Genomic DNA, 20,194 nt, shown 5'->3' with positions numbered 1-20,194 from the left:
CCCTTGGCACCCTGCCCCCGGGCATAGACATCTTCGTAGCGGATGATGTCATCCTCGCCCAGGTAACTGCCGGTCTGCACTTCGATCAGTTCCATCGGCACTTTGCCGGGGTTCTCCATCCGGTGCACCGCGCCCAGCGGGATATAGACCGACTGGTTCTCGCCTACCAGTTTGACCTCGTCATCAATGGTAACCTTCGCGGTCCCGGCCACGACAATCCAATGCTCGGCCCGGTGCATATGGCTTTGCAGGCTCAGCGCCGCGCCGGGATTGACCACGATGCGCTTGACCTGAAACCGCCCGCCCAGAATGAGGGTTTCGAAAAACCCCCATGGCCGGTGATCCTTGGGGAAGGTGTCGGCCTGCGGAATATCAGCCAGACGCATCGCCTTCACCGCATCGCCCAATTCCGATACCCGCGACCGATCAGCCACAAGCACTGCGTCAGGCATGGCCACCGCCACGATATTCTCAAGCCCCAGCCCCAAAAGCTGCTGACCATCGTTTTCCGAGCGCAGCAGCGACCCCTTGCAGTCGATGGCGCGCACCGGGCCTTGGCAGGCAACCTCGGCGCTATCGGCCTCGGAGTGCTGCAACACCGCCTCCCAGCCGCCAAGATCCGACCAGTCGCCCGCATGACGGACTACGGAAAGCGCGTCGAATTTTTCCATTATCGCCAGATCAACCGAGATATCGTCGCACTGCGCCCAAGGGTCCGAAGCCAGCCGCAGGAACCCAAGATCGGCCTGCGCCTGCGTGACGGCGGCGCGCACCTGTTCCAGCATCGCCGGGGCGTGGCGTTCAAACGCCGCGATCAGGGTTTTCGCGGAATAAAGGAAAATGCCCGAGTTCCACAGGTATCCACCTTGGTCCAGCATCTCCTGCGCAAGGTCCAGCGAGGGTTTTTCGACAAAGCGTTTGAGCGCCATCGCGCCCTGCATTTCGTCGCCTGCGTCCAGTTCCAGATAGCCATAGCCGGTTTCCGGGCGGTCCGGCACGATACCGAATGTGACGATGCGGCCCGCTTGCGCCGCGGTGCGCCCGGCCTGCACCGAGGCGCGGAAGGCATCGGCATCCTTGATGTAGTGATCCGAGGGCGCGGCAAGGATCATGGCCTCGGGGTCATCTTGCGCCACCACCAGCGCCGCGGCCAGAAGCGCGGGCGCGGTATTGCGCCCCTCGGGTTCGATCAGGACCGGGCCGGGGTCGATCCCCACCTCGCCCAGTTGCTGGGTGACGATGAAGCGGAAATCGGAATTGGTGACCACCACAGGGGCGGCGAATTCAGGCCCCGAGAAGCGGCAGGCGGATTGCTGAAACAGGCTGCCGTCGCCGATCATCGGCACGAACTGCTTGGGGTAGCTTTTGCGCGACAACGGCCAAAGCCGGGTCCCGGACCCGCCACAAAGAATAACAGGTGTAATGACACCGCCCATGGTATCGCCCTCATCTGTGCCGTGCAGTCAACCGCGCGGCCGTTTCTCCACCACCCCAAAGTGGCTTCAATCCCTATAGCCACGCCCCCGTCAATTCAAACCAAAACACCATAACGCGCTTCCGCGTGGCCCATGCGCCACGGGATCACGGCGGCAAACGGTATGAGCTGGCAACACCCTGAAATCATTGCCACCTTGGCCCCAAAGCGCCAAAATTCCACCGCAATTCCCTGTGACAAGCGCCCTGGCGCCTGATAGGTCTTACCGCCAGTTGCACTTGTAAGAGGTCCCGCCCCCCATGCTGATCGAACCCACCGCGATAGAGGGTGTTTTGATCCTGACACCGCAGCGTCACGGCGATGCCCGCGGTTTCTTCAGCGAAAGCTGGAACCGCAAGCGTCTGCAAGAGGCCGGGATCAATGTTGATTTCGTGCAGGACAACCATTCGCTGTCCGAACGCGAAAACACCCTGCGCGGCCTGCATTTCCAGACCCCGCCGCATGCGCAGGCCAAGCTGGTGCGCTGTGGGCGGGGGCGATTTTTGGACGTGGCGGTGGATATCCGCCGTGGCTCGCCCACCTACGGGCAGCATGTGAGCGTCGAATTGAGCTTCGAGAACGGCAAGCAGCTTTGGGTGCCGGCCGGGTTTGCCCATGGCTTTGCGACCCGGGAGCCGGACACCGAGATTATCTATAAATGCTCGAATTACTACGCGCCCGACTGTGACCGGGCCATCCATTGGGATTCATGCGGCATCGACTGGGGCCTGACCGGCGCGCCGATCCTGTCCGACAAGGACAGCGCCGCGCCGCGGCTTGAGGCGGTTGACAGCCCCTTCACATGGGAGGGTGGTCCATGAAACTTCTCGTCACCGGCGGCGCGGGGTTCATCGGCTCTGCGGTGGTGCGGCAGGCCATCGGCGCAGGCCACGAAGTGGTCAACCTTGATGCGCTGACCTATGCCGCCTGTCTTGAGAACGTCGCCAGCGTGGCAGACGACCCGAACTACAGCTTCGTGAAGGCCGATATTCGCGACCGCGCGGCCTTGGATAAGGTCTTTGAGGATCATGTGCCGGATGCGGTGATGCATCTGGCCGCCGAAAGCCATGTCGACCGATCCATCGACGCGCCTGCCACCTTCATGGAAACCAATGTTTTGGGCACCTTCCACCTGTTGGAAGCCGCCCGCGCCTATTGGACGGCGCAAGGCAAGCCCGACAGCTTCCGCTTTCACCATATTTCCACCGACGAGGTTTATGGCAGCCTGCCAGCCGATCCCGAGGTGCAGTTTACCGAGACCACCCCCTACGATCCGCGCAGCCCCTATTCGGCCTCCAAGGCCAGTTCCGACCACCTTGTGCGCGCATGGCACGAAACCTATGGGTTGCCCGTGGTGCTGACCAATTGCTCAAACAACTACGGCCCCTATCACTTTCCCGAAAAGCTGATCCCGGTGGTGATCCTCAATGCTTTGGCGGGCAAGGAGATTCCTGTTTACGGCAAGGGCGATAACATCCGCGATTGGCTCTATGTCGAGGACCACGCCGAGGCGCTTTTGCTGGTGGTACAAAAGGGCGCTGTGGGCCGCAGCTATAACATCGGCGGCGAAAACGAGGCGCGCAATATTGATCTGGTGCGGATGATCTGCGCGATCCTTGACCGCCTGCGCCCAGGCGCGCGCCCATATGCCGATCTGATCCGTTTCGTCAGCGACCGGCCCGGTCACGACCTGCGCTATGCCATCGACCCCAGCCGCATCCGCGAAGAACTCGGCTGGCGGCCTTCGGCGACACTGGAACAGGGGTTGGAGAAAACCGTGCAATGGTATCTCGACAATGAAGACTGGTGGCGTGCCCTGCAATCACGTGAGGGCGTGGGCACCCGGCTGGGCAGGGGTTAGGCCATGATCCTTGTTTTTGGCAAAACCGGGCAAGTCGCCACCGAATTGCAGCGTCAGGCAAGCGTGACGGCCCTTGGCCGGGATGACGCCGACCTGAGCGACCCAGACGCCTGTGCCGCGGCCATCGCGGCCCACCGGCCCGGTGTCGTCATCAACGCCGCCGCCTATACCGCCGTCGATGCCGCCGAGGAGAACGAAGAGCACGCCACGGTGATCAACGCCAAGGCCCCCGGCGTTATGGCCGCCGCTTGTGCCGAATTGGGCATCCCGTTCCTGCATGTCTCGACCGATTACGTCTTTGACGGCAGCGGAACCAAGCCTTGGCAAGAGACGGACATGACCGCGCCGCTCAACGCCTATGGCCGTAGCAAACTGGCCGGCGAACAGGCGATTTCCCTGTCGGGTGGGCAATGGGCGGTGCTGCGCACCTCTTGGGTGTTTTCGGCGCATGGCGGTAATTTCGTGAAATCCATGCTGCGCCTAAGTGAAAATCGTGACCACCTGACCGTCGTCGCCGATCAAATAGGTGGGCCCACGCCCGCCGCCGATATCGCAGCGACTTTGCTGACGATGGCGCGCGCCATGCAAGGCGGTCAACGCGGCGGGCTTTATCATTTCGCCGGGCAGCCGCATGTCAGTTGGGCCGATTTCGCCCGCGCGATCTTTACCGCGGCGGGCCAGTCCGTCACCGTCGAGGACATCCCGACAAGCGGCTACCCCACCCCGGCCCAACGCCCGGCCAATTCGCGCCTCGATGGCGCGAAACTCTTGGCCGATTTCGGCATCGCCCCGCCCGACTGGCAAAAGAGGCTGGCGCAGGTGTTGCAAGAACTGAACTAAGGATCAGCACCCGACACAAAAGACCCGCAACACTCAGGGTATCGCATCCTGATGCTGAATCCTCGATGCGCAACGATCAGATGACGACTGTCAATCCCGAAGCGGACCTTCGCATGGCCTTTTGGCAGTGACCGGCATGCGGGACGGAGCTAAGCCTTACATCAGCAGGCTAACTTTGCTTGGACCGTCTCGATGGCCGAAAGACAAATCCGATTGTTCCCAGGATGAAACCCAAGAAAATTGATTGGAGAACGAGCGGGCCCACTAGGTTTTCAAATTCCAGCGCAATCGCGGCATATGCGTTTATCGCCACGTCGGTCAGCATAACAAAAAGAGCCAGGGCAGCACCTAAGCATTTGTGTTTGGACAGCAAAACACCGACGATCACCAGATCGATGAATAACAGACTACTCCAAAACACTTCGATCGGCAGCGGGGCCGTGTCGTATGGTCGCCATCCGTAGGACAAAAAATCCTTCGCGTGGGAAAGCGCACCCAAAGCAAAGCATAAGGCGTAAACCGTCACTATGACGCTTTGCTCACGGTTTGAACGACTAGTCATTGAATGCAGCTTAGCAATAAAGGCCTTGCGGTCAATCTGGGCTCAATCCCGGCTTTCGCCGCCGCGCCTGCCAAGGCCCGGCGGCTCGCGGAGCGGATATCCCCTGTCGGGTTGGCTCTGACCTGGGCGGGGCGATGCAGGCCTCGCCCCTCACCCAAGGCGCGGGGCATCGTGGGCTTGGCGCATGGTCTCTTTTTCGGATTTCAGGGTCAGGGCCTCTTCGGCGTATTGGCGGGTGATCTCGGACATCTGGGCCGCAGCCTCGGCCAAGGCCGGGTCGGGCGCGTCTTGCAAGGCGCGCAGGGCATGCAGTAATCGGCAGGTCACTTCGATCGAGCCAGCCCCATCGCGGGCGGTGCTGGAAAAGGCGTTTTCGATCATCTTTCCGCGCGACATTTCCGGCACGAAGATGCTTGGGTACTTTGGGTCGGCCTTGGCTTCCTCGGACTGGGCCCAGTTCCACAAAAGGCGCTCTTGCCGGGCGATGACGTCGATGGCGGTTCCCGGGTCGTTCATGCCCGGTGATAAAGCCCGCGAGGCGATTTCCGACAGGACCAGAAGGCCGTAGGTCGCGTCTTGTTCAAAGGTGCGGTACTGCCCGATGGTCAGGCTGTTTTGCACGGTTTTCATCTGTTTGTCGGTCAGGCCGGTGGCATAGGCCACGGGTTGGCCGGTGAGGACGAAGTCCCCCGGCGCGGTGTGCAGGTAAATGCAGGCCTTGGATTTTTCGATCACGCCGTTCAAACGCGCCACATCGATGAATTGCAGATAGCCAGAGCGATGCGCGGGCACCGGAACGGCATCGGTCGGGATCACGGTGTCGGAGGTCAGAGGGCTGGCGTTGAGGGTGGGCGCGCGGCGGGTGAGTTGCAGGCTGGTACGGGCCTCGGCCTCGGTCATGCGGAGAGTGGCGTCCATGCTGCCAAGGTCGCTGAGGTGGTCGATCCAGCGCAAGAGCGCGAGGATCACCAGCACCACGACGGCCACTGTGAACAACAGCACCGTGACCGAGGAGCTCCCACCATCGAGCCCCGCGCGCAGCAGGATGATGGAGGTCAGCGCGTAGACAAAGGCGCCGATGAAAGTCGCGAGGACAGATTGTGTCGTCGTGTCGGCCAGCAGGATGCGATGCGCCCGCGGGGTGGCCTGTGCGGCGGCGGCATTATGGGCCGAGACCATGACGTTGAGTGAAAAGGTGCTGACCGCCAGCATGCCAGATGCGAGGATCGTGAGAATCGGCATCACGGTGTCAGGCCGGAACCGGTCGCGCAGGTCTTTTGGAATGAAGTCTTCGAGATACATCGCGGCGACGGCAGCCACGACCGACAAAAGCGCCATCAGGGCCACGCGCACCCAAAGCCTGCGGGAAAAGCGAAGCAGGATCATCATGGTTTGCGACGCGGTCTTGAAATCAGCCATCGGCCCCCCTTTTGAGGACAGCATGGGGCAAGCGCGCGGGTGGGTCCAGTGGGTTTAGCGGCGGATCAGTTGGATGTCGCGCAGTGCGAGTTGATCGTCCACGAAGCAGCGTTCGTCCGGCGTAAGAACCTTGTGACGCGGATAGACGGGATCGGCCCGGTCATTCAGCACGGGGGCCTCCCAGCCGTCGGTGGTCTCGAAGAAGGCGCGCGCACCTTCCTCGCCAAACTCGCGCAGGTAGCCTTGGACGACCACGTCGATATAGCTGAGCAAGGCGGGGTGTGCCTGTGTCGGGTGGCCGTGGGCCCCGTCGGGGATCGAATAGACCGCGATTTCGGGGCTGTGCGTCAGCGCATGGGTGACCTGATGGGCGGCGGGCACGCGGTTATAGGCGCGTTCGCGTTCATCGAGTGCGGCCCAGTCATCGCCCGGCACGGCGGCGATCAGCCCGTCGATTTCCGAGGTTTCATCGGGCACGACGGTGAGAAAAGCCACCGGTCGCAGGCTGGTGTGACGCCAGACGCGTTTCCAGCCGCGCAGGCGCGCGGTGTGGGCCTCGGCGAATTCATGGGTGTCGCGGTTCACGAGGCTGCCGTAGCCGAAGAAATATGCATGTTTCATGTATCTTTCTGGCCTGTGCTTGATCTGAGTCATGTTGATTTGCCTGTTTTGACGGCAGTCTCGGGCAGGTTCAAGCAATCGAGGTGTCTCACCATGCGCATCACCAAACGCACGAATATCGCGATCCGCGTGTTGATGTTCTGTGCCGCCAATGCCGACAGGCTGGTGACCAAGTCGGAGATTGCCGAGCGGTGCAATACCTCGGAAAGCCATTTGGCGCAGGTGATCAACCGGCTTGCGCAGCTGAATTTCCTGCACACACAGCGAGGCCGATGTGGTGGTATCAGGTTGGGCCGCCCTGCGGGCAAGATTGTTATCGGCGATGTCTTTCGCAAGCTGGAGGGCGATGTGCCCTTGGCCGAGTGTTTTGCCGATGTCGACAACACCTGCCCTCTGGTCAAGGCCTGCCGGTTGAAGCTGGCGATTGCCGATGCGGCAGAGGCGTTTTACGGGCATCTGGACGGTGTGACGCTGGAGGCCTTGGTTTGTGGCAACGCGGCCTTGATGGATTTGTTCGTGCCGGTGGCCTGCCACGAACGGGCTTGAAGCGCGACGGACAGTATACTAACGTTCACATAAATCGGATGGGAGAACCGGCCTTGCCGGTGCCGAAGGAGCAACCGCCCCGGAAACTCTCAGGCGTCAGGGACCATTCGATTTGACAAGAGACTCTGGAGAGATCCTGACATAGCGTCGGGGCGCCGAAGGGATAGCGATCTCAGGCCGAAGGACAGAGGGGGCATCGTTGCACGGCCATGATGGCCCGTGCGGAACCGATGCCGGATTGATACACCATCAAACGGCGCAGATTTGGGAGATGACCCGATGAGCGACGACTTGCGCCAGACACCCCTTTACGGATTGCACGTGGAGCTGGGGGCCAAGATGGTGCCCTTTGCGGGCTATGACATGCCGGTGCAGTACAAGCTGGGCGTGATGAAGGAGCATTTGCATTGCCGTGCCGCGGCGGGGCTGTTTGACGTCAGCCACATGGGGCAGGTGATTGTCCGTGCGCCCGGTGGTTATGACGAGGTGGCCCGCGCGATGGAGGGCTTGGTGCCGGTGTCGGTTCTGGGCCTGGCCGAGGGGCGGCAGCGCTATGCCATGTTCACCAACGATCAGGGCGGTATTCTGGACGACCTGATGCTGGCCAACCGGGGCGATCACCTGTTCGTGGTGGTCAATGCAGCCTGCAAGGCGACGGATATTGCGCATATGCGGGACGGGATGCCCGGCTGTGAGGTCGAGGAGGTGACTGACCGTGCGCTTTTGGCCTTGCAAGGCCCCAAGGCCGAGGCGGTTCTGGCGCGTCTGTTGGCCGGGGTGGCCGAGATGCGGTTCATGGATGTGGCCGTGAAGGCAAGTGATTTTGGCGAGCTGTGGATTTCACGCTCGGGCTATACCGGCGAGGATGGCTATGAGATTTCGGTGGCCTCGGATCAGGCCGAGGGCTTCGCCCGTGCCGTGCTGGCCGAAGAAGAGGTGGAGCCCATCGGTCTTGGCGCGCGCGATAGCCTGCGGCTGGAAGGCGGGCTGTGCCTTTATGGCCATGACATCGACGAAGGCACAACACCAGTGGAAGCGGCCCTGTCATGGGCCATTCAGAAAGTGCGCCGCCGGGGCGGGGAGCGCGCGGGCGGCTTTCCCGGTGCTGACGTGATCCTGAACCAGTTGGAAAACGGCGCGCCGCGCAAGCGTGTGGGCTTGCTTCCCGAGGGGCGCGCGCCGATGCGCGAAGGCACCGAGATTTATACGGGGCCTGAGGGCGGCGCGCCGATTGGCAAGGTCACCTCGGGCGCTTTCGGGCCGACGATCGGCGGGCCGATGTCGATGGGATATGTGCCGCGCGACCATGCCGCGGAGGGCACGCAATTATTCGGGGAGGTTCGGGGCAAGCGCCAGCCGGTGACGGTGGCGCCCCTGCCCTTTACCCCCGCGAACTTCAAACGCTGATACACAGGGAGATAAGCGATGAAATTTACCGAAGAACATGAATGGCTGCGCGTTGAAGATGACGTGGTGGTCGTGGGCATCACAGAGCACGCCAGCGAGCAATTGGGCGATGTGGTCTTCGTGGAACTGCCCGAGGTAGGCGGTGAAGTGGCCAAGGATGACGAGGTCGTGGTGATCGAAAGCGTCAAGGCCGCGAGCGATATTCTGGCCCCTCTGGACGGTGAGATCACCGAGGTGAACGAAGCGCTTGTCGACGAGCCGGGCAAGGTGAACGAGGACCCGATGGGCGATGCGTGGTTCTTCAAGATCAAAGCCAGCGACCTGAGCCAGATGGACGATTACATGGATGAAGCGGCCTACAAGGACTTCATCGGATAACGCCTGTGGCGGGCCGGGGATGCCTCCGGCGGGAGTATTTTTGGAAAGATGAAACAGGGGCGGTGAAAGCCCGCCCGGGGAGCATGAGAGATGCCGTTCAAACCGACGGATTACCTGCCGTATGATTTTGCCAACCGCCGCCATATCGGCCCCTCGCCCGAGGAAATGGGCGAGATGCTGGAGGTGTTGGGGGCGGAGAGCCTTGAAGGCTTGATTGACGAGACCGTGCCGAAATCCATCCGGCAGGACGAAGCCCTTGATTTCGGCAAGCCGCTGTCGGAGCGCGAATTGATGCACAAGATGCGGATGACGGCGGGCAAGAACAAGGTTCTGACCTCGCTCATTGGGCAGGGGTATTACGGCACGGTGACGCCGCCCGCCATTCAGCGCAATATCCTTGAAAACCCCGCGTGGTACACCGCCTATACCCCCTATCAGCCCGAGATCAGCCAAGGGCGGCTTGAAGCGCTGTTGAATTATCAGACGATGATCAGCGACCTGACGGGGCTTGAGATTGCCAATGCGTCCTTGCTGGACGAGGCGACGGCCTGTGCCGAGGCGATGACCATGGCGCAGCGGGTGGCGAAATCGAAGGCCAAGGCGTTTTTCGTGGATCGCGATTGTCATCCGCAGAATATCGCGGTGATCAAGACCCGGGCCGAGCCTTTGGGGATCGAGGTGATTGTCGGCAACCCTGACAAGCTCAAGCCTGAAGAGGTGTTCGGCGCGATTTTCCAGTACCCCGGCACCTATGGGCATGTGAAGGATTTCACCAGCCATATCAGTATGTTGCACGACCACAAGGCCATCGGGATCGTTGCCGCCGATCCGCTGGCCCTGACCCTGTTGAAGGAGCCGGGCGCGATGGATGCCGATATTGCCGTGGGCAGCACGCAGCGCTTTGGCGTGCCGGTGGGCTATGGCGGGCCGCATGCGGCCTATATTGCCTGTCGCGATGCCTATAAGCGGTCTTTGCCGGGCCGGATTGTCGGCGTATCGGTCGATACCCATGGCAACAAGGCGTACCGTCTGTCTCTGCAAACCCGCGAACAACATATCCGGCGCGAGAAGGCGACCAGCAATGTCTGCACCGCGCAGGCGCTACTGGCGGTCATGGCTTCGATGTATGCGGTGTTCCATGGGCCGAAGGGCCTCAAGGCCATCGCGCAGCGCATCCACCGCAAGACCGCGCGTCTGGCCAAGGGGCTGGAAGCCGCCGGCTTCAAGGTGGACCCACAGGTGTTTTTCGACACGATCACCGTGGATGTCGGGCCGCTGCAAGCGGCGGTTCTGAAATCGGCGGTGGATGAGGGGGTGAACCTGCGACGTGTCGGGGAGCGCCGGGTTGGCATTTCGATGGATGAGGCGGCGCGCCCGGCGACCATCGAGGCGGTTTGGCGGGCCTTCGGGATCACACAGAAGGATGATGATTTCTCGCCGGAGTACCGCATCCCCGAGGATATGCACCGCACGTCGGAGTACCTGACCCATCCGATTTTCCACATGAACCGCGCCGAGACCGAGATGATGCGCTATATGCGGCGCTTGGCGGATCGGGATCTGGCGCTGGACCGGGCGATGATCCCGCTGGGGTCGTGCACCATGAAGCTCAATTCGGCCGCCGAGATGATGCCGGTGAGTTGGCGGGAGTTTTCGCGGTTGCACCCCTTCTGCCCCGAGGATCAGGCCGAAGGCTATTTGGAGATGATCCGCGATTTGTCGGCCAAGCTCTGCGAGATCACCGGCTATGATGACCTGTCGATGCAGCCCAATTCGGGCGCGCAGGGGGAATATGCGGGCCTTCTGACCATTGCCGCCTATCATCGCGCCAATGGCGAGGGGCATCGCAACATCTGCCTTATCCCGATGAGTGCCCATGGCACCAACCCGGCGAGCGCTCAAATGGTGGGATGGACCGTGGTGCCGGTGAAGTCAGATGAAAACGGCGACATCGACATCGCGGATTTCCGCACCAAGGCCGAGCAGCATTCGGAGAACCTTGCGGGCTGCATGATCACCTATCCCAGCACGCATGGCGTGTTCGAGGAAGGGGTGAAGGAGGTTTGCCAGCTCACCCATGACCACGGTGGGCAGGTCTATATTGATGGCGCGAACCTCAATGCCATGGTGGGGCTGAGCCGCCCCGGCGACCTTGGCGGGGATGTGAGCCATTTGAACCTGCACAAGACATTCTGCATTCCGCATGGCGGGGGCGGTCCGGGCATGGGGCCGATTGGCGTGAAGGCGCATCTTTCACCGCATTTGCCGGGGCACCCCGAAACGGGCGGCGAAGAAGGACCGGTGAGTGCGGCGCCGTTTGGCTCGCCGTCTATTTTGCCGATCAGTTGGGCCTATTGCCTGTTGATGGGCGGTGAGGGCCTGACGCAAGCGACGCGGGTGGCGATTTTGAACGCCAACTATATCGCGAAGCGGTTGGAGGGGTCCTATGACGTGCTTTACAAGGGCCGGAATGGCCGTGTGGCGCATGAATGCATCATCGACACCCGCCCCTATGCCGAAAGCGCGGGCGTCACGGTGGACGATATTGCCAAGCGGCTGATGGACCATGGCTTCCATGCGCCAACGATGAGTTGGCCGGTGGCCGGGACCCTGATGATCGAGCCCACCGAGTCGGAAACCAAGGCGGAGCTGGACCGGTTCTGTGACGCTATGCTGGCCATTCGTGAGGAAATCCGCGAGATCGAAGAGGGCAAGATCGACGCCGAAAACAACCCGCTCAAGCACGCGCCGCACACCATGGAAGATTTGGTGAAAGACTGGGATCGGCCCTATACGCGCGAACAGGCCTGCTTCCCGCCGGGGGCCTTCCGGGTGGACAAATACTGGCCGCCGGTGAACCGGGTGGATAACGTCTATGGTGATCGGCATCTGGTGTGCACCTGCCCGCCGATGGAGGACTATGCCGAAGCGGCGGAATAAGAAAACGGGGCGATCCAAGTGGTCTTGGACCGCCCCTTTTTGATACTGAAAAGACTTTTGGTCTAAGCCTCGGTGCTGAAATCGCGTTGACGTCTTCGGATGGCTCTCGGCGCTTGCCAGACAAGCGCCGGGGGCCTGCGAAGCGGTCAAAAACAGACCTGTTTGTCAATCTGATGCTACTGATTCCGTGGCGGTCCGTCATACCCCAGATTGGGTAAAAGCCCGGGTTATCTCAGGTGTGCCTCGCAAATGTCCAAGGCGTCGCGCCAGTGGCGAAAGAACACCAACTGACCGGCATCGTCGTAGATGCGGTAGTCGATCCAGTCGAAATCGCGTTGGAATTCGCTGAGCGTGGCAAGCGGCACCTGCGGGTCTTGCGTGCCGTTGAGGAAGATCACCGGGTGGCTGTCGCGCAGGGCGTTGATATCCTCGGACCAATCCAGTTTTTGTCGACCAAGCACCTGCCGCGAGAAGGCGTCATGCGCGGAATGGGTGTCGGAAAGCGCCACTTCGGAGCCGGTGACCATGGCTTCGAAAACATCGGGGTTTTCAAAAGTGTCCACATCGGCGGGGCATTGACCATAGACCGCATGGATAAAGCCACGCTTGCCGATCTTGCGGGCCAGCAGGAACCCGGCCTTGACCATGAAGGGCAGAAGATGCGGCGTGTACTTGGCCCCGGCCAGAATGAAACGGTGCCATTTTTCCATGCGTTCATATTGTTCACGGCGGGTGAGGGGCAGCACCCCGGCGCAGGCGATGATCGCGGTGAAACGGTCGGGCGCGGCCAAGGCGAGCATGGTGGCATAGTAGGAATCGCCGCCCAATGACAGGATCGGGCAGGAAGTGGCCTTTTCAGCGTCGAGCGCGAGCAGCGTGTCCGCGACCAAGGCGGCGTCGTAATCGGTCGCCTTCGGTACCGCATCGGATTGACCATAGCCTGCCCTGATCGGAACGATCACGCGGATGCCACGGCGCGTGGCCTCAGCCTCGGCCTCGGCGGGCCAGCGGACGAGGCCGTAGTCCAGAGGCAAGTAGAGCATGGGACGGCCATTGGGGTCGCCCAAGACAAGGTAATCCAGCCGCCGCCCATCGGGCGTGACCAGCGAGCGAAATTCGCGTTCTTCCAGTGTGCCGCTGCCTCGGCTGACGACGCGTAGGCCGGGGGCGGCTTCGACGGTGAGGCTGACCATATCCATCATCGACAGGGCAAGGCGGACCAGCTCAACCTGACTGTGCGTTTCGGTCTTGCCGAGGATGGATCTGATTTGCACGCGGATCGTATCGACGGAGCGGCCCCTTTGCTGGGCGATTTCAGCGACCGAGCAACAGGCCACCAGCCCGCGCACCACATCGGCTTCGGCGCCCGTCAGATCAAAGGCCTTGCGTAGGATGTGACGAAAGCCATCGGGCCAGCCCACCTCGTTCGAAGCGGCAAGGACCAGCGGCGTGCCATCACGCGTGGCGCAGATTTGCAGGCGAAGCACCATGAAACGCCCCTTTTGCCGGGAGCGGACGCGCAGGATCGCAGAATCCTCGGGGCCGCCCGAGAAAAGCCCGCGCAGCGTGCTGCGCACGGCCTCCACATCTTCGGCGTTGATCGGCAGCTCGCTGAGCGGTTTGCCGGTGTGCAGGCCCATCAGGGTTTTCGCTGTGGCATTGGCCGCGCGGATCTGTTGAGAGCCATCCAGAACGAAGGCTGCGACCCGGTCAAAGGGCGCGAGGATAGCTTCGATTTCCTTGGTTTGATCGCCGGTATCGACACGGTCGAGGAAGGTGCCTGCGCGTTCGAAATGCCCTTCGATCAATGGATCATCCAGAAATTGGGGCGATTGAAAATCGGCCTGAGCCCTAAGCGGGCCAATGGCGCTTTCCCAGTGATCAAGCAGGGCTTCGTAGCGCAAGGGGTCAAGGGCCACGTCATAGAGCCGGTCGATGGTGGCATTGAGATCGGTCCCCGACAGCGTCGGGATGTTATCTTCACCATGCCGGGACCGGTTGGTCATACCCTTCGCGCCTCCTTTCCCGTCATCATACGCGATTCGGAAAAACTGCGCGGGTCTGGTTTACCTTACGTTAAGGTTTTGGCGCCTCATCCAGCAAAAAGGCGAAGTGATCGCGCAGGCGGTGCCATGTGTCCTCATCGGGGGCAGCGAGGATATGCCCCTCGGTTATGCCAGCGGTATAATCGCGGCCATCAAGCATCCGCGCGACGCCGCCCGCCTGTTGGCAGATGAGCAGGCCCGCGGCGTGATCCCATGGGTTGGGCACGCTGGACAGGGCAAAATCCATGCCGCCTTGAGCCAGAGTGCGGTATTCGTGACACGAGCAGCGCAGCATCAGGGTGCGGGCGAAATCGGGCAGTTTGGCGGCCATTTGCGCCTGCACCTCGTCGGGCATGAGGTAGAGGTGGACGTAGCCCGAGAGCGAGGCGATATCGCCACCGCGCGAGACCGACAGGGGCCGGGCCGCGCCCATGTTGCGTGACAGATGCGCGGTGTTGTCCAGATCGGCACTGATCCAGTCGTCCATCACCGGATCGTAGAGCAGGCCAAAGACCGGCTTGCCAAAGCGGGTGGCGGCGAGGATCACCCCGAAAAGCGGCAGGCCATGGGCGAAATTCCATGTGCCGTCCAGCGGGTCGAGGATGAAGGCAAGCTCGGCTTCGCTGATCTTGCCGCGCAGGTCAGGGTCGGCGCTGCTGGCTTCCTCGCCGATGACAAGGGCGTGCGGGAACATGCCCTGGATACCACGTGCCAGCATCGCCTCGGCGGCCAGATCGGCCTCGGTCACCAGGTCGTAGGGCGAGGATTTGGCGGAAATATCGGCATGGGAAAGGTTGCGGAACCGCGGCATGATCTCGGCCTTGGCGGTGCGGCGCACAAGGTTGATCAGCGCGGTTTTCTGCGCCGTGCTCAGCGCGGTCAGGGGAATGGGCAGGGAATCGGTCATGGCGGTATCCGCAGGGTTTGGGGCTGTTGGCCCAAGGGTTGCCAGCTTGGGTCCCGTGGTGCAACGCGGTTATTCGCGCGCCCGCAAAATACGCGCGGGCCGGGCCCGGAGCGGCCCCCATGCAAAGCCCATCCCTGCCAAAAGGCTTATGAGGGCGCCGCCGATGATGATTGTCAGGGCCGAGCCCCAGTCTATGAAAAATTCGGTTTCCATGACGAAATGGCTGACTGCCCAGCCGCCTGTGAGGCCCGCCACCAGAGCGACAAGGCCCGCCGCCCCGCCCAGAAGCGCGGCGCGCAAGGCGAGGCTGCCCAATAGCCGCGCGCGGGTGGCGCCGAGCGTTTTCAGGATCGCCGCCTCGCGGGTGCGGGCGGATTGATCGGCGGCGGCGGCCCCGATCAGCACCAGAAAACCGGTCAGCAGGGTGGCCGCAGCCCCCCAGGTGGTGGCCGAGGCAAGCCCGGCCAGCAGGTCGGAGACTTGATTGATCGCATCGCGCACGCGGATCGCGGTGATATTGGGGAAGCGGTTTGCCAGATCCCGCAGAATCTGCGCCTCGGCCTCTTGTTCGGCATAGACGGTGGCGATGAAGGTGTGCGGCGCGGCCTCGATCGCGGCGGGGTTCATCACCATGATGAATCCCATCCCGGCGGTGGAGAAATCCACCTCCCGGAGCGAGGTGATTTCGGCCTCGATATCGCGGCCAAGGATGTTGAGGGTGAGCATATCGCCCAGCTTGAGGCCCATCTCCTCGGCCTCTTCGGCGGCGAAGCTGACTTGTGGCTTGCCTTGGTTGTCCGGGTCCCACCATTCGCCCGCGACCAGCTTTGTGCGGTCGGGCACGGTCGCGGCATAGGTGATGCCGCGGTCGCCTTCGATCACCCAGTGGTCCCCGGCGACCTCCGCGGCGGGGCGGGCGTTGATTTGCGAGATGATGCCGCGCAGCATGGGCGCGCTGTCGATGCCACTGACCGCCGGATCGTTTTCCAGCCGCTCCAATACCTTTGGCATTTGATCTTTCTGGATATCGACGAAAAAATAGGATGGCGCGCGCGTGGGCAGGTCGCGGGCGATGGCCCCGCGCAGGTTGCTGTCGATCTGGCCCACGGCGGCCAGCACCGAAAGGCCAAGGCCCAAGGAAAGGACAACCGGGCCAGCGGTGGTGCCGGGACCACCGATGGCCGCCAAAGCCCAGCTCAAGGCGGGACGGCCCCGCGCCAGTGGTTTGAGGTGTCGGGCAGCGTGGCGAATACCCCAAGCGGCCAGCGCCAGAATGACAAGCGCTCCGGTGATGCCGCCCGCTGTCCAGAGGGTCAGAAGCGTGTTGCCGGAGAAGAACGCGGCGGCGACTATAAGCAGCGTGGTCAGGAGGGCAGTGGCGACGAGGTAGGGCCAGCGCGGCAGGCTGCGCGCGCCGGATAGCGCCTCGCGAAACAGGCTGGCGGCGCGGGTTTCCTGCGCCCGGGCCAGTGGCCATAAGGTGAAGATCAGCACCGTCAGAACGCTGTAGAGCGCGGCCTCCCCCATCGGGCCGGGATAGGGGGCGAAGGCGGCAGGCACCGGCAGGCGCGCCTCGATCAGGGGCGCAAGCAGGATGGGAAGGCCGACGCCAAGGGCAAGGCCAAGGATCAGGCCAAGCAGCGCCAGCGCGCCGGTTTGGAACAGGTAGGTCAGGAATATCGTCCGGCGGTCGGCCCCAAGCGTGCGCAGGGTGGCGATGGTTTCGGTCTTGGTGGCAAGATAGGCACGCAGGGCGGCAGAGATGCCCACCCCGCCCACGGCGAGCCCCGAAAGCCCTACCAGCACGAGGAAGGCGCCCAGCCGCTCGACGAACTCGGCCACGCCGGGGGCGCCGTTGCGGGCATCGCGCCATGTGAAACCACTGTCGGGGAAGGCGGCTTGGGCCGCGTGTTCGGCGGCGGCAAGATCGGTGCCATCGGGCAGGTCCAGCCGGTAATCGCTGCTGAAAAGCGTGCCGGGGGCCAGCAGGCCCGAGCCCTCCAGCGCCGACCTGCGCAGGATCGTGCGCGGGCCAAGGCCGAACCCGGCGGTGGCATTGTCCGGCTCACCGGTCAGACGGGCGGAAAGGTGGAAGTCTTTGCTGCCAAGGCGAACGGTATCGCCGGGGGTCAGCCCGAGGCGATCCACCAGAACAGGATGCATGACCACGCCGGGCAGGCCCCTGGCACCGTCGAGCGCGTCGGAAAGCGCCATGGGCGGGTCAAGCGTGACCTGCCCCAGAAGCGGATAGGCGTCATCGACAGCCTTCACTTGGGTCAACCCGCGTTCGCCCTCCGAGGTGCTGACCATCGAACGGAAATCGACCACTTCGGAGACCCGCAGGGCGGTGTCCTCCATCCACGCGCGTTCTTGGTCAGAGGCGAAGCGATAGGTGATCTCGATCTCGGCATCGCCGCCCAGAAGGGTCGCGCCTTCCTGCACCAGCCCTTGGGTGATGCTTTCGCGCACTGTGCCCACGGCGGCGATGGCCGCCACGCCAAGGATCACGCAGGCCAGAAAAATGCGGAACCCGCGCAGCCCCCCGCGCAACTCCCGCCGGGCAAGGCGGGCAGCGGTAATCAGGCGCATGCGGGGGCCTCGGTGCTTTCCGGGGCGATGCGCCCGTCGCTGAGGGTGATGATGCGGTCACAGCGGTCGGCCAGTTCCGGCGCATGGGTGACCATGACAAGGGTCGCGCCATGCCGGTCGCGCAGGCCAAAGAGCAAGTCGATGATCCCTGCGCCCGTACGACTGTCAAGGTTGCCGGTGGGCTCATCCGCCAAGACAATGGCGGGCCGGGGCGCGGCGGCACGGGCCAGCGCCACGCGCTGTTGTTCGCCGCCGGAAAGCTGTGAAGGGTAATGGTGCATCCGGGCGCCGAGGCCCACGGCCTCAAGCTCTTCTTTCGCGCGGTCCTGTGCATCGGGATTGCCGGCCAGTTCCAGCGGGGTTGCCACGTTTTCCACTGCGGTCATCGTCGGGATCAGGTGGAAGGATTGGAAAACGACGCCGAAGTTGTCGCGGCGCAGGCGGGCAAGGGCATCCTCGCTCATGCTCGACAGGTCATGGCCAAGGGCCGATACGCTGCCGCCGGTTGCGCGCTCCAACCCGCCCATCAGCATCAAGAGCGAAGATTTGCCGGACCCCGATGGCCCAATCAGGCCGAGCGTCTCACCCCTGTGGACATCGAGCGTAATCGCATCAAGTATCTGGACAGGCCCAGCGTTCCCCTGAAGGGTGAGCGCGGCGTTTTCGAGTGACAAGACAGGATCGGACATGCACAGGCACCTAGGACAAGGACAGTGGTTGAGATATGGCATCGCCATGCTCAGGGGCAAGGTGACGGGGGCCATTCTTTGTACCCTGATGCCTTTTGCCGCCATGGCAGAGGACGTGCGGATTCTGGCCTTGGGCGATAGCCTGACCCAAGGCTATGGATTGATCGAGGATTTCGGTTTTGTGCCACAACTGGACGCTTGGCTTGAGGCGCAGGGGGCCAAGGTGGCGGTGATCAATGGCGGCGTCTCGGGCGATACCAGCGCCGGGGGAGCCGCGCGGGTGGAGTGGAGCCTGACGCCGGATGTTGATGCGATGATCGTGACGCTGGGGGGCAATGATTTGCTGCGTGGGATTGATCCGAGTGTCACGCGGGCGAATATCGAAACGATCCTGCGCGCGGCGCAGGAGCAATCGGTCGAGGTGCTGTTGGTGGGCATGCAGGCGCCGGGCAATTACGGGCCGGAGTACAAGCAGGATTTTGACAGCCTATATCCGGAGTTGGCCGAGGAGTACGGGGCGCTTTATGCCGAGAGTTTTTTCGTGGGCCTTGGCACCTCAGACCCCGCGCAGGCGCGGGCGTATTTTCAAGCGGATGGAATTCACCCTAACGCCGAGGGGGTGCAAAAAATCGTTGAAGGTTTGGGGCCGAAAGTGCTGGACCTGATCGACCGGGTCGAGGAGCCGGAGGCCTAAGGCTTGCTATTGAAGAGACGCACAAGCCGTTTCGAAACGGCTTGACGCAAGCGCCTTCGAAAACGCATTTTAAGCGGTTTCAAAACCGCGTTGTTCAATCCCGTTCGAACGGGATTGGCAGCTACCTCGCATCCGGTTCACTCGCGTCCAAGCAGGATGGCCTGAACGCAAACAGGGCCCGCTTGGGGCCCTGCAAGATCAGTCGTGATAACGGCCGATTAGGCCAGGGCGATATTCGACGCCGATTCGCGGCCATCACGGCCCGCTTCCACGTCAAAGGTCACTTTCTGGTTGTCGGCCAGACCGGTCAGGCCAGCGCGCTCAACAGCAGAAATGTGAACGAAAACGTCCTTGCCGCCGCCTTCGGGTGCGATAAAGCCGTAGCCTTTGGTGGTGTTGAACCATTTGACGGTACCTGAAGCCATCCGTCAGTCTCCTTATAGTTTATGCTGCCCGCGGTAGTGCGGCAGCCCGGCGCAGTCAGTGCTAGATCGAGTGACTGGCCGTTAGAGGAGCAGGTGGTCGATAGAGGTAACGTCGCAAGGGCAAATATGGGACATACCCGAAATGTTTTCAAGGATTCGACATGGCGCGCGCACGCCCATTCAAGAATGAGCGTGCCAAGGATTTAACCATGTATGCGCTTATAGAACAGTGACCGTGGTGCCCAATGGCACGCGCTCGTACAGGTCCTTTACATGTTCGTTCAACATGCGGATACAGCCGTTCGAAACCGAGCGCCCAATGGACCGGGGCGCGGTTGTGCCGTGAATGCGGAAATAAGTGTCCCGCCCGTTCTGAAACAGGTAGAGTGCCCGCGCGCCAAGCGGATTGCCGGGGCCGCCGGGTTGCACGTAATCGTTATCCTTGAACTTGGCATAGGTCTTGGGCTCACGTTCGATCATCTCGTTCGTGGGGCGCCAGGTGGGCCACTTTTTCTTGACATCAATCGTCGCGGTACCGGTGAACTGCAGGCCAGCCTTCCCGACGCCCACGCCATAGCGCAGCGCCTCTTGCTCGCCCGTCAGGAAGTACAGGAAATGCGCCCGAGGCAAGATCAGCAATTGCCCCGGTTCATAGGGTGCCCGGACGCGGACCTTGGTGGGCTTGAATTTATCGGCGACCTCGAAGGCATGGGCAGCCCCGGGAAGAATTGCCGGAGCGGCAAGCGCGGCCATGCCGGTGGCCATGAAGTGGCGGCGTTTGATCATTGGTGCGTTCC

General features: G+C 62.4%; 18 protein-coding genes and 1 riboswitch. Of the genes, 8 read left to right on the top strand and 10 right to left on the bottom strand.

Annotated elements, in window-relative coordinates; all coding sequences use genetic code 11:
* Nucleotides 1–1,436: mannose-1-phosphate guanylyltransferase/mannose-6-phosphate isomerase (locus QZ498_RS08135; RefSeq protein ID WP_294621355.1), on the bottom strand; the 1,436-nt coding region annotated here is incomplete at its 3' end.
* A 298-nt stretch (nt 1,437–1,734) separates the two neighbouring features.
* Here QZ498_RS08135 and rfbC point away from each other — a divergent pair.
* The 3 genes from rfbC to rfbD are packed head-to-tail and all read left to right on the top strand — an operon-like array spanning nt 1,735 to nt 4,175.
* Nucleotides 1,735–2,295 carry a dTDP-4-dehydrorhamnose 3,5-epimerase gene (gene rfbC, locus QZ498_RS08130; protein WP_294621354.1) on the top strand — a complete coding sequence of 187 codons (561 nt, stop codon included), beginning with the start codon at nt 1,735–1,737 and terminating at the stop codon, nt 2,293–2,295.
* Nucleotides 2,292–3,335, top strand: a complete 1,044-nt coding sequence (gene rfbB / locus QZ498_RS08125; protein WP_294621352.1) for a dTDP-glucose 4,6-dehydratase — start codon at nt 2,292–2,294, stop codon at nt 3,333–3,335. Before rfbC ends, rfbB begins: the two co-directional genes overlap by 4 nt.
* 3 nt (nt 3,336–3,338) lie before the next feature.
* Nucleotides 3,339–4,175: a dTDP-4-dehydrorhamnose reductase gene (gene rfbD, locus QZ498_RS08120; RefSeq protein ID WP_294621351.1), complete on the top strand. Its 837-nt coding sequence runs from the start codon at nt 3,339–3,341 to the stop codon at nt 4,173–4,175.
* A 169-nt stretch (nt 4,176–4,344) separates the two neighbouring features.
* On the opposite strand, the gene QZ498_RS08115 is transcribed toward rfbD, so the two are convergent.
* The 3 genes from QZ498_RS08115 to QZ498_RS08105 form a co-directional block, all read right to left on the bottom strand.
* Nucleotides 4,345–4,701 carry a hypothetical protein gene (locus tag QZ498_RS08115; RefSeq protein WP_294621350.1) on the bottom strand — a complete coding sequence of 119 codons (357 nt, stop codon included), beginning with the start codon at nt 4,699–4,701 and terminating at the stop codon, nt 4,345–4,347.
* Between the two features lie 186 nt (nt 4,702–4,887).
* Nucleotides 4,888–6,156 carry a DUF2254 domain-containing protein gene (locus QZ498_RS08110; RefSeq protein ID WP_294621349.1) on the bottom strand — a complete coding sequence of 423 codons (1,269 nt, stop codon included), beginning with the start codon at nt 6,154–6,156 and terminating at the stop codon, nt 4,888–4,890.
* 54 nt (nt 6,157–6,210) lie between these two features.
* The gene (locus tag QZ498_RS08105; protein WP_294621348.1) at nt 6,211–6,777 is read right to left on the bottom strand and encodes a gamma-glutamylcyclotransferase family protein; all 567 of its coding nucleotides are present in this window, start codon (nt 6,775–6,777) and stop codon (nt 6,211–6,213) included.
* 93 nt (nt 6,778–6,870) lie between these two features.
* Here QZ498_RS08105 and QZ498_RS08100 point away from each other — a divergent pair, with 93 nt between their 5' ends.
* The 4 genes from QZ498_RS08100 (at nt 6,871) to gcvP (ending at nt 12,048) form a co-directional block, all read left to right on the top strand.
* On the top strand, nt 6,871–7,323 hold the full coding sequence (locus QZ498_RS08100) for an Rrf2 family transcriptional regulator (protein WP_294621346.1): 453 nt from the start codon (nt 6,871–6,873) through the stop codon (nt 7,321–7,323).
* Between the two features lie 29 nt (nt 7,324–7,352).
* Nucleotides 7,353–7,439, top strand: a riboswitch (glycine riboswitch).
* A 163-nt stretch (nt 7,440–7,602) separates the two neighbouring features.
* Nucleotides 7,603–8,730, top strand: coding sequence for a glycine cleavage system aminomethyltransferase GcvT (gene gcvT / locus QZ498_RS08095; protein WP_294621345.1), 1,128 nt, complete (start codon nt 7,603–7,605; stop codon nt 8,728–8,730).
* A gap of 18 nt (nt 8,731–8,748) precedes the next feature.
* Entirely contained in the window at nt 8,749–9,108 is a 360-nt protein-coding gene (gene gcvH, locus QZ498_RS08090; RefSeq protein ID WP_294621344.1) for a glycine cleavage system protein GcvH, read from the top strand.
* A 90-nt stretch (nt 9,109–9,198) separates the two neighbouring features.
* Nucleotides 9,199–12,048, top strand: coding sequence for an aminomethyl-transferring glycine dehydrogenase (gene gcvP / locus QZ498_RS08085; RefSeq protein ID WP_294621343.1), 2,850 nt, complete (start codon nt 9,199–9,201; stop codon nt 12,046–12,048).
* A gap of 227 nt (nt 12,049–12,275) precedes the next feature.
* Here gcvP and QZ498_RS08080 read toward each other — a convergent pair whose 3' ends face one another.
* The 4 genes from QZ498_RS08080 to QZ498_RS08065 form a co-directional block, all read right to left on the bottom strand.
* On the bottom strand, nt 12,276–14,054 hold the full coding sequence (locus QZ498_RS08080) for an alpha/beta fold hydrolase (RefSeq protein ID WP_294621342.1): 1,779 nt from the start codon (nt 14,052–14,054) through the stop codon (nt 12,276–12,278).
* A gap of 70 nt (nt 14,055–14,124) precedes the next feature.
* Nucleotides 14,125–15,000 carry an inositol monophosphatase gene (locus tag QZ498_RS08075; RefSeq protein WP_294621341.1) on the bottom strand — a complete coding sequence of 292 codons (876 nt, stop codon included), beginning with the start codon at nt 14,998–15,000 and terminating at the stop codon, nt 14,125–14,127.
* A 69-nt stretch (nt 15,001–15,069) separates the two neighbouring features.
* Nucleotides 15,070–17,589 carry an FtsX-like permease family protein gene (locus tag QZ498_RS08070; protein WP_294621340.1) on the bottom strand — a complete coding sequence of 840 codons (2,520 nt, stop codon included), beginning with the start codon at nt 17,587–17,589 and terminating at the stop codon, nt 15,070–15,072.
* Nucleotides 17,580–18,278: an ABC transporter ATP-binding protein gene (locus QZ498_RS08065; protein WP_294621338.1), complete on the bottom strand. Its 699-nt coding sequence runs from the start codon at nt 18,276–18,278 to the stop codon at nt 17,580–17,582. The genes QZ498_RS08070 and QZ498_RS08065 overlap by 10 nt, the downstream gene beginning before the upstream one ends.
* A gap of 46 nt (nt 18,279–18,324) precedes the next feature.
* Between QZ498_RS08065 and QZ498_RS08060 the strand changes: the two genes are divergently transcribed.
* Nucleotides 18,325–18,972: an arylesterase gene (locus QZ498_RS08060; RefSeq protein ID WP_294621359.1), complete on the top strand. Its 648-nt coding sequence runs from the start codon at nt 18,325–18,327 to the stop codon at nt 18,970–18,972.
* A 218-nt stretch (nt 18,973–19,190) separates the two neighbouring features.
* On the opposite strand, the gene QZ498_RS08055 is transcribed toward QZ498_RS08060, so the two are convergent.
* On the bottom strand, nt 19,191–19,397 hold the full coding sequence (locus QZ498_RS08055; protein WP_294621337.1) for a cold-shock protein: 207 nt from the start codon (nt 19,395–19,397) through the stop codon (nt 19,191–19,193).
* A gap of 219 nt (nt 19,398–19,616) precedes the next feature.
* Nucleotides 19,617–20,183, bottom strand: a complete 567-nt coding sequence (locus tag QZ498_RS08050) for a L,D-transpeptidase (RefSeq protein ID WP_294621336.1) — start codon at nt 20,181–20,183, stop codon at nt 19,617–19,619.
* Between the last annotated feature and the right edge of the window lie 11 nt (nt 20,184–20,194).

Origin of the sequence: uncultured Roseovarius sp. (genome assembly GCF_913057115.1) — a bacterium.
Classification (GTDB): Bacteria; Pseudomonadota; Alphaproteobacteria; order Rhodobacterales; family Rhodobacteraceae; genus Roseovarius.
Note: the sequence above shows the minus strand (reverse complement) of the source record. Positions and strands in the feature narration are given on the sequence as shown.

Bases quoted from the DNA above. Each gene is read 5' to 3' on its own strand.
- QZ498_RS08100 (WP_294621346.1), top strand. From the start codon at position 6,871: ATGCGCATCACCAAACGCACGAATATCGCGATCCGCGTGTTGATGTTC.
- gcvT (WP_294621345.1), top strand. From the start codon at position 7,603: ATGAGCGACGACTTGCGCCAGACACCCCTTTACGGATTGCACGTGGAG.
- QZ498_RS08050 (WP_294621336.1), bottom strand. From the start codon at position 20,183: ATGATCAAACGCCGCCACTTCATGGCCACCGGCATGGCCGCGCTTGCC.
- QZ498_RS08060 (WP_294621359.1), top strand. From the start codon at position 18,325: ATGCTCAGGGGCAAGGTGACGGGGGCCATTCTTTGTACCCTGATGCCT.
- rfbD (WP_294621351.1), top strand. From the start codon at position 3,339: ATGATCCTTGTTTTTGGCAAAACCGGGCAAGTCGCCACCGAATTGCAG.
- rfbC (WP_294621354.1), top strand. From the start codon at position 1,735: ATGCTGATCGAACCCACCGCGATAGAGGGTGTTTTGATCCTGACACCG.
- gcvP (WP_294621343.1), top strand. From the start codon at position 9,199: ATGCCGTTCAAACCGACGGATTACCTGCCGTATGATTTTGCCAACCGC.
- QZ498_RS08065 (WP_294621338.1), bottom strand. From the start codon at position 18,278: ATGTCCGATCCTGTCTTGTCACTCGAAAACGCCGCGCTCACCCTTCAG.
- rfbB (WP_294621352.1), top strand. From the start codon at position 2,292: ATGAAACTTCTCGTCACCGGCGGCGCGGGGTTCATCGGCTCTGCGGTG.
- QZ498_RS08070 (WP_294621340.1), bottom strand. From the start codon at position 17,589: ATGCGCCTGATTACCGCTGCCCGCCTTGCCCGGCGGGAGTTGCGCGGG.
- QZ498_RS08075 (WP_294621341.1), bottom strand. From the start codon at position 15,000: ATGACCGATTCCCTGCCCATTCCCCTGACCGCGCTGAGCACGGCGCAG.
- QZ498_RS08055 (WP_294621337.1), bottom strand. From the start codon at position 19,397: ATGGCTTCAGGTACCGTCAAATGGTTCAACACCACCAAAGGCTACGGC.
- QZ498_RS08110 (WP_294621349.1), bottom strand. From the start codon at position 6,156: ATGGCTGATTTCAAGACCGCGTCGCAAACCATGATGATCCTGCTTCGC.
- QZ498_RS08105 (WP_294621348.1), bottom strand. From the start codon at position 6,777: ATGAAACATGCATATTTCTTCGGCTACGGCAGCCTCGTGAACCGCGAC.
- gcvH (WP_294621344.1), top strand. From the start codon at position 8,749: ATGAAATTTACCGAAGAACATGAATGGCTGCGCGTTGAAGATGACGTG.
- QZ498_RS08080 (WP_294621342.1), bottom strand. From the start codon at position 14,054: ATGACCAACCGGTCCCGGCATGGTGAAGATAACATCCCGACGCTGTCG.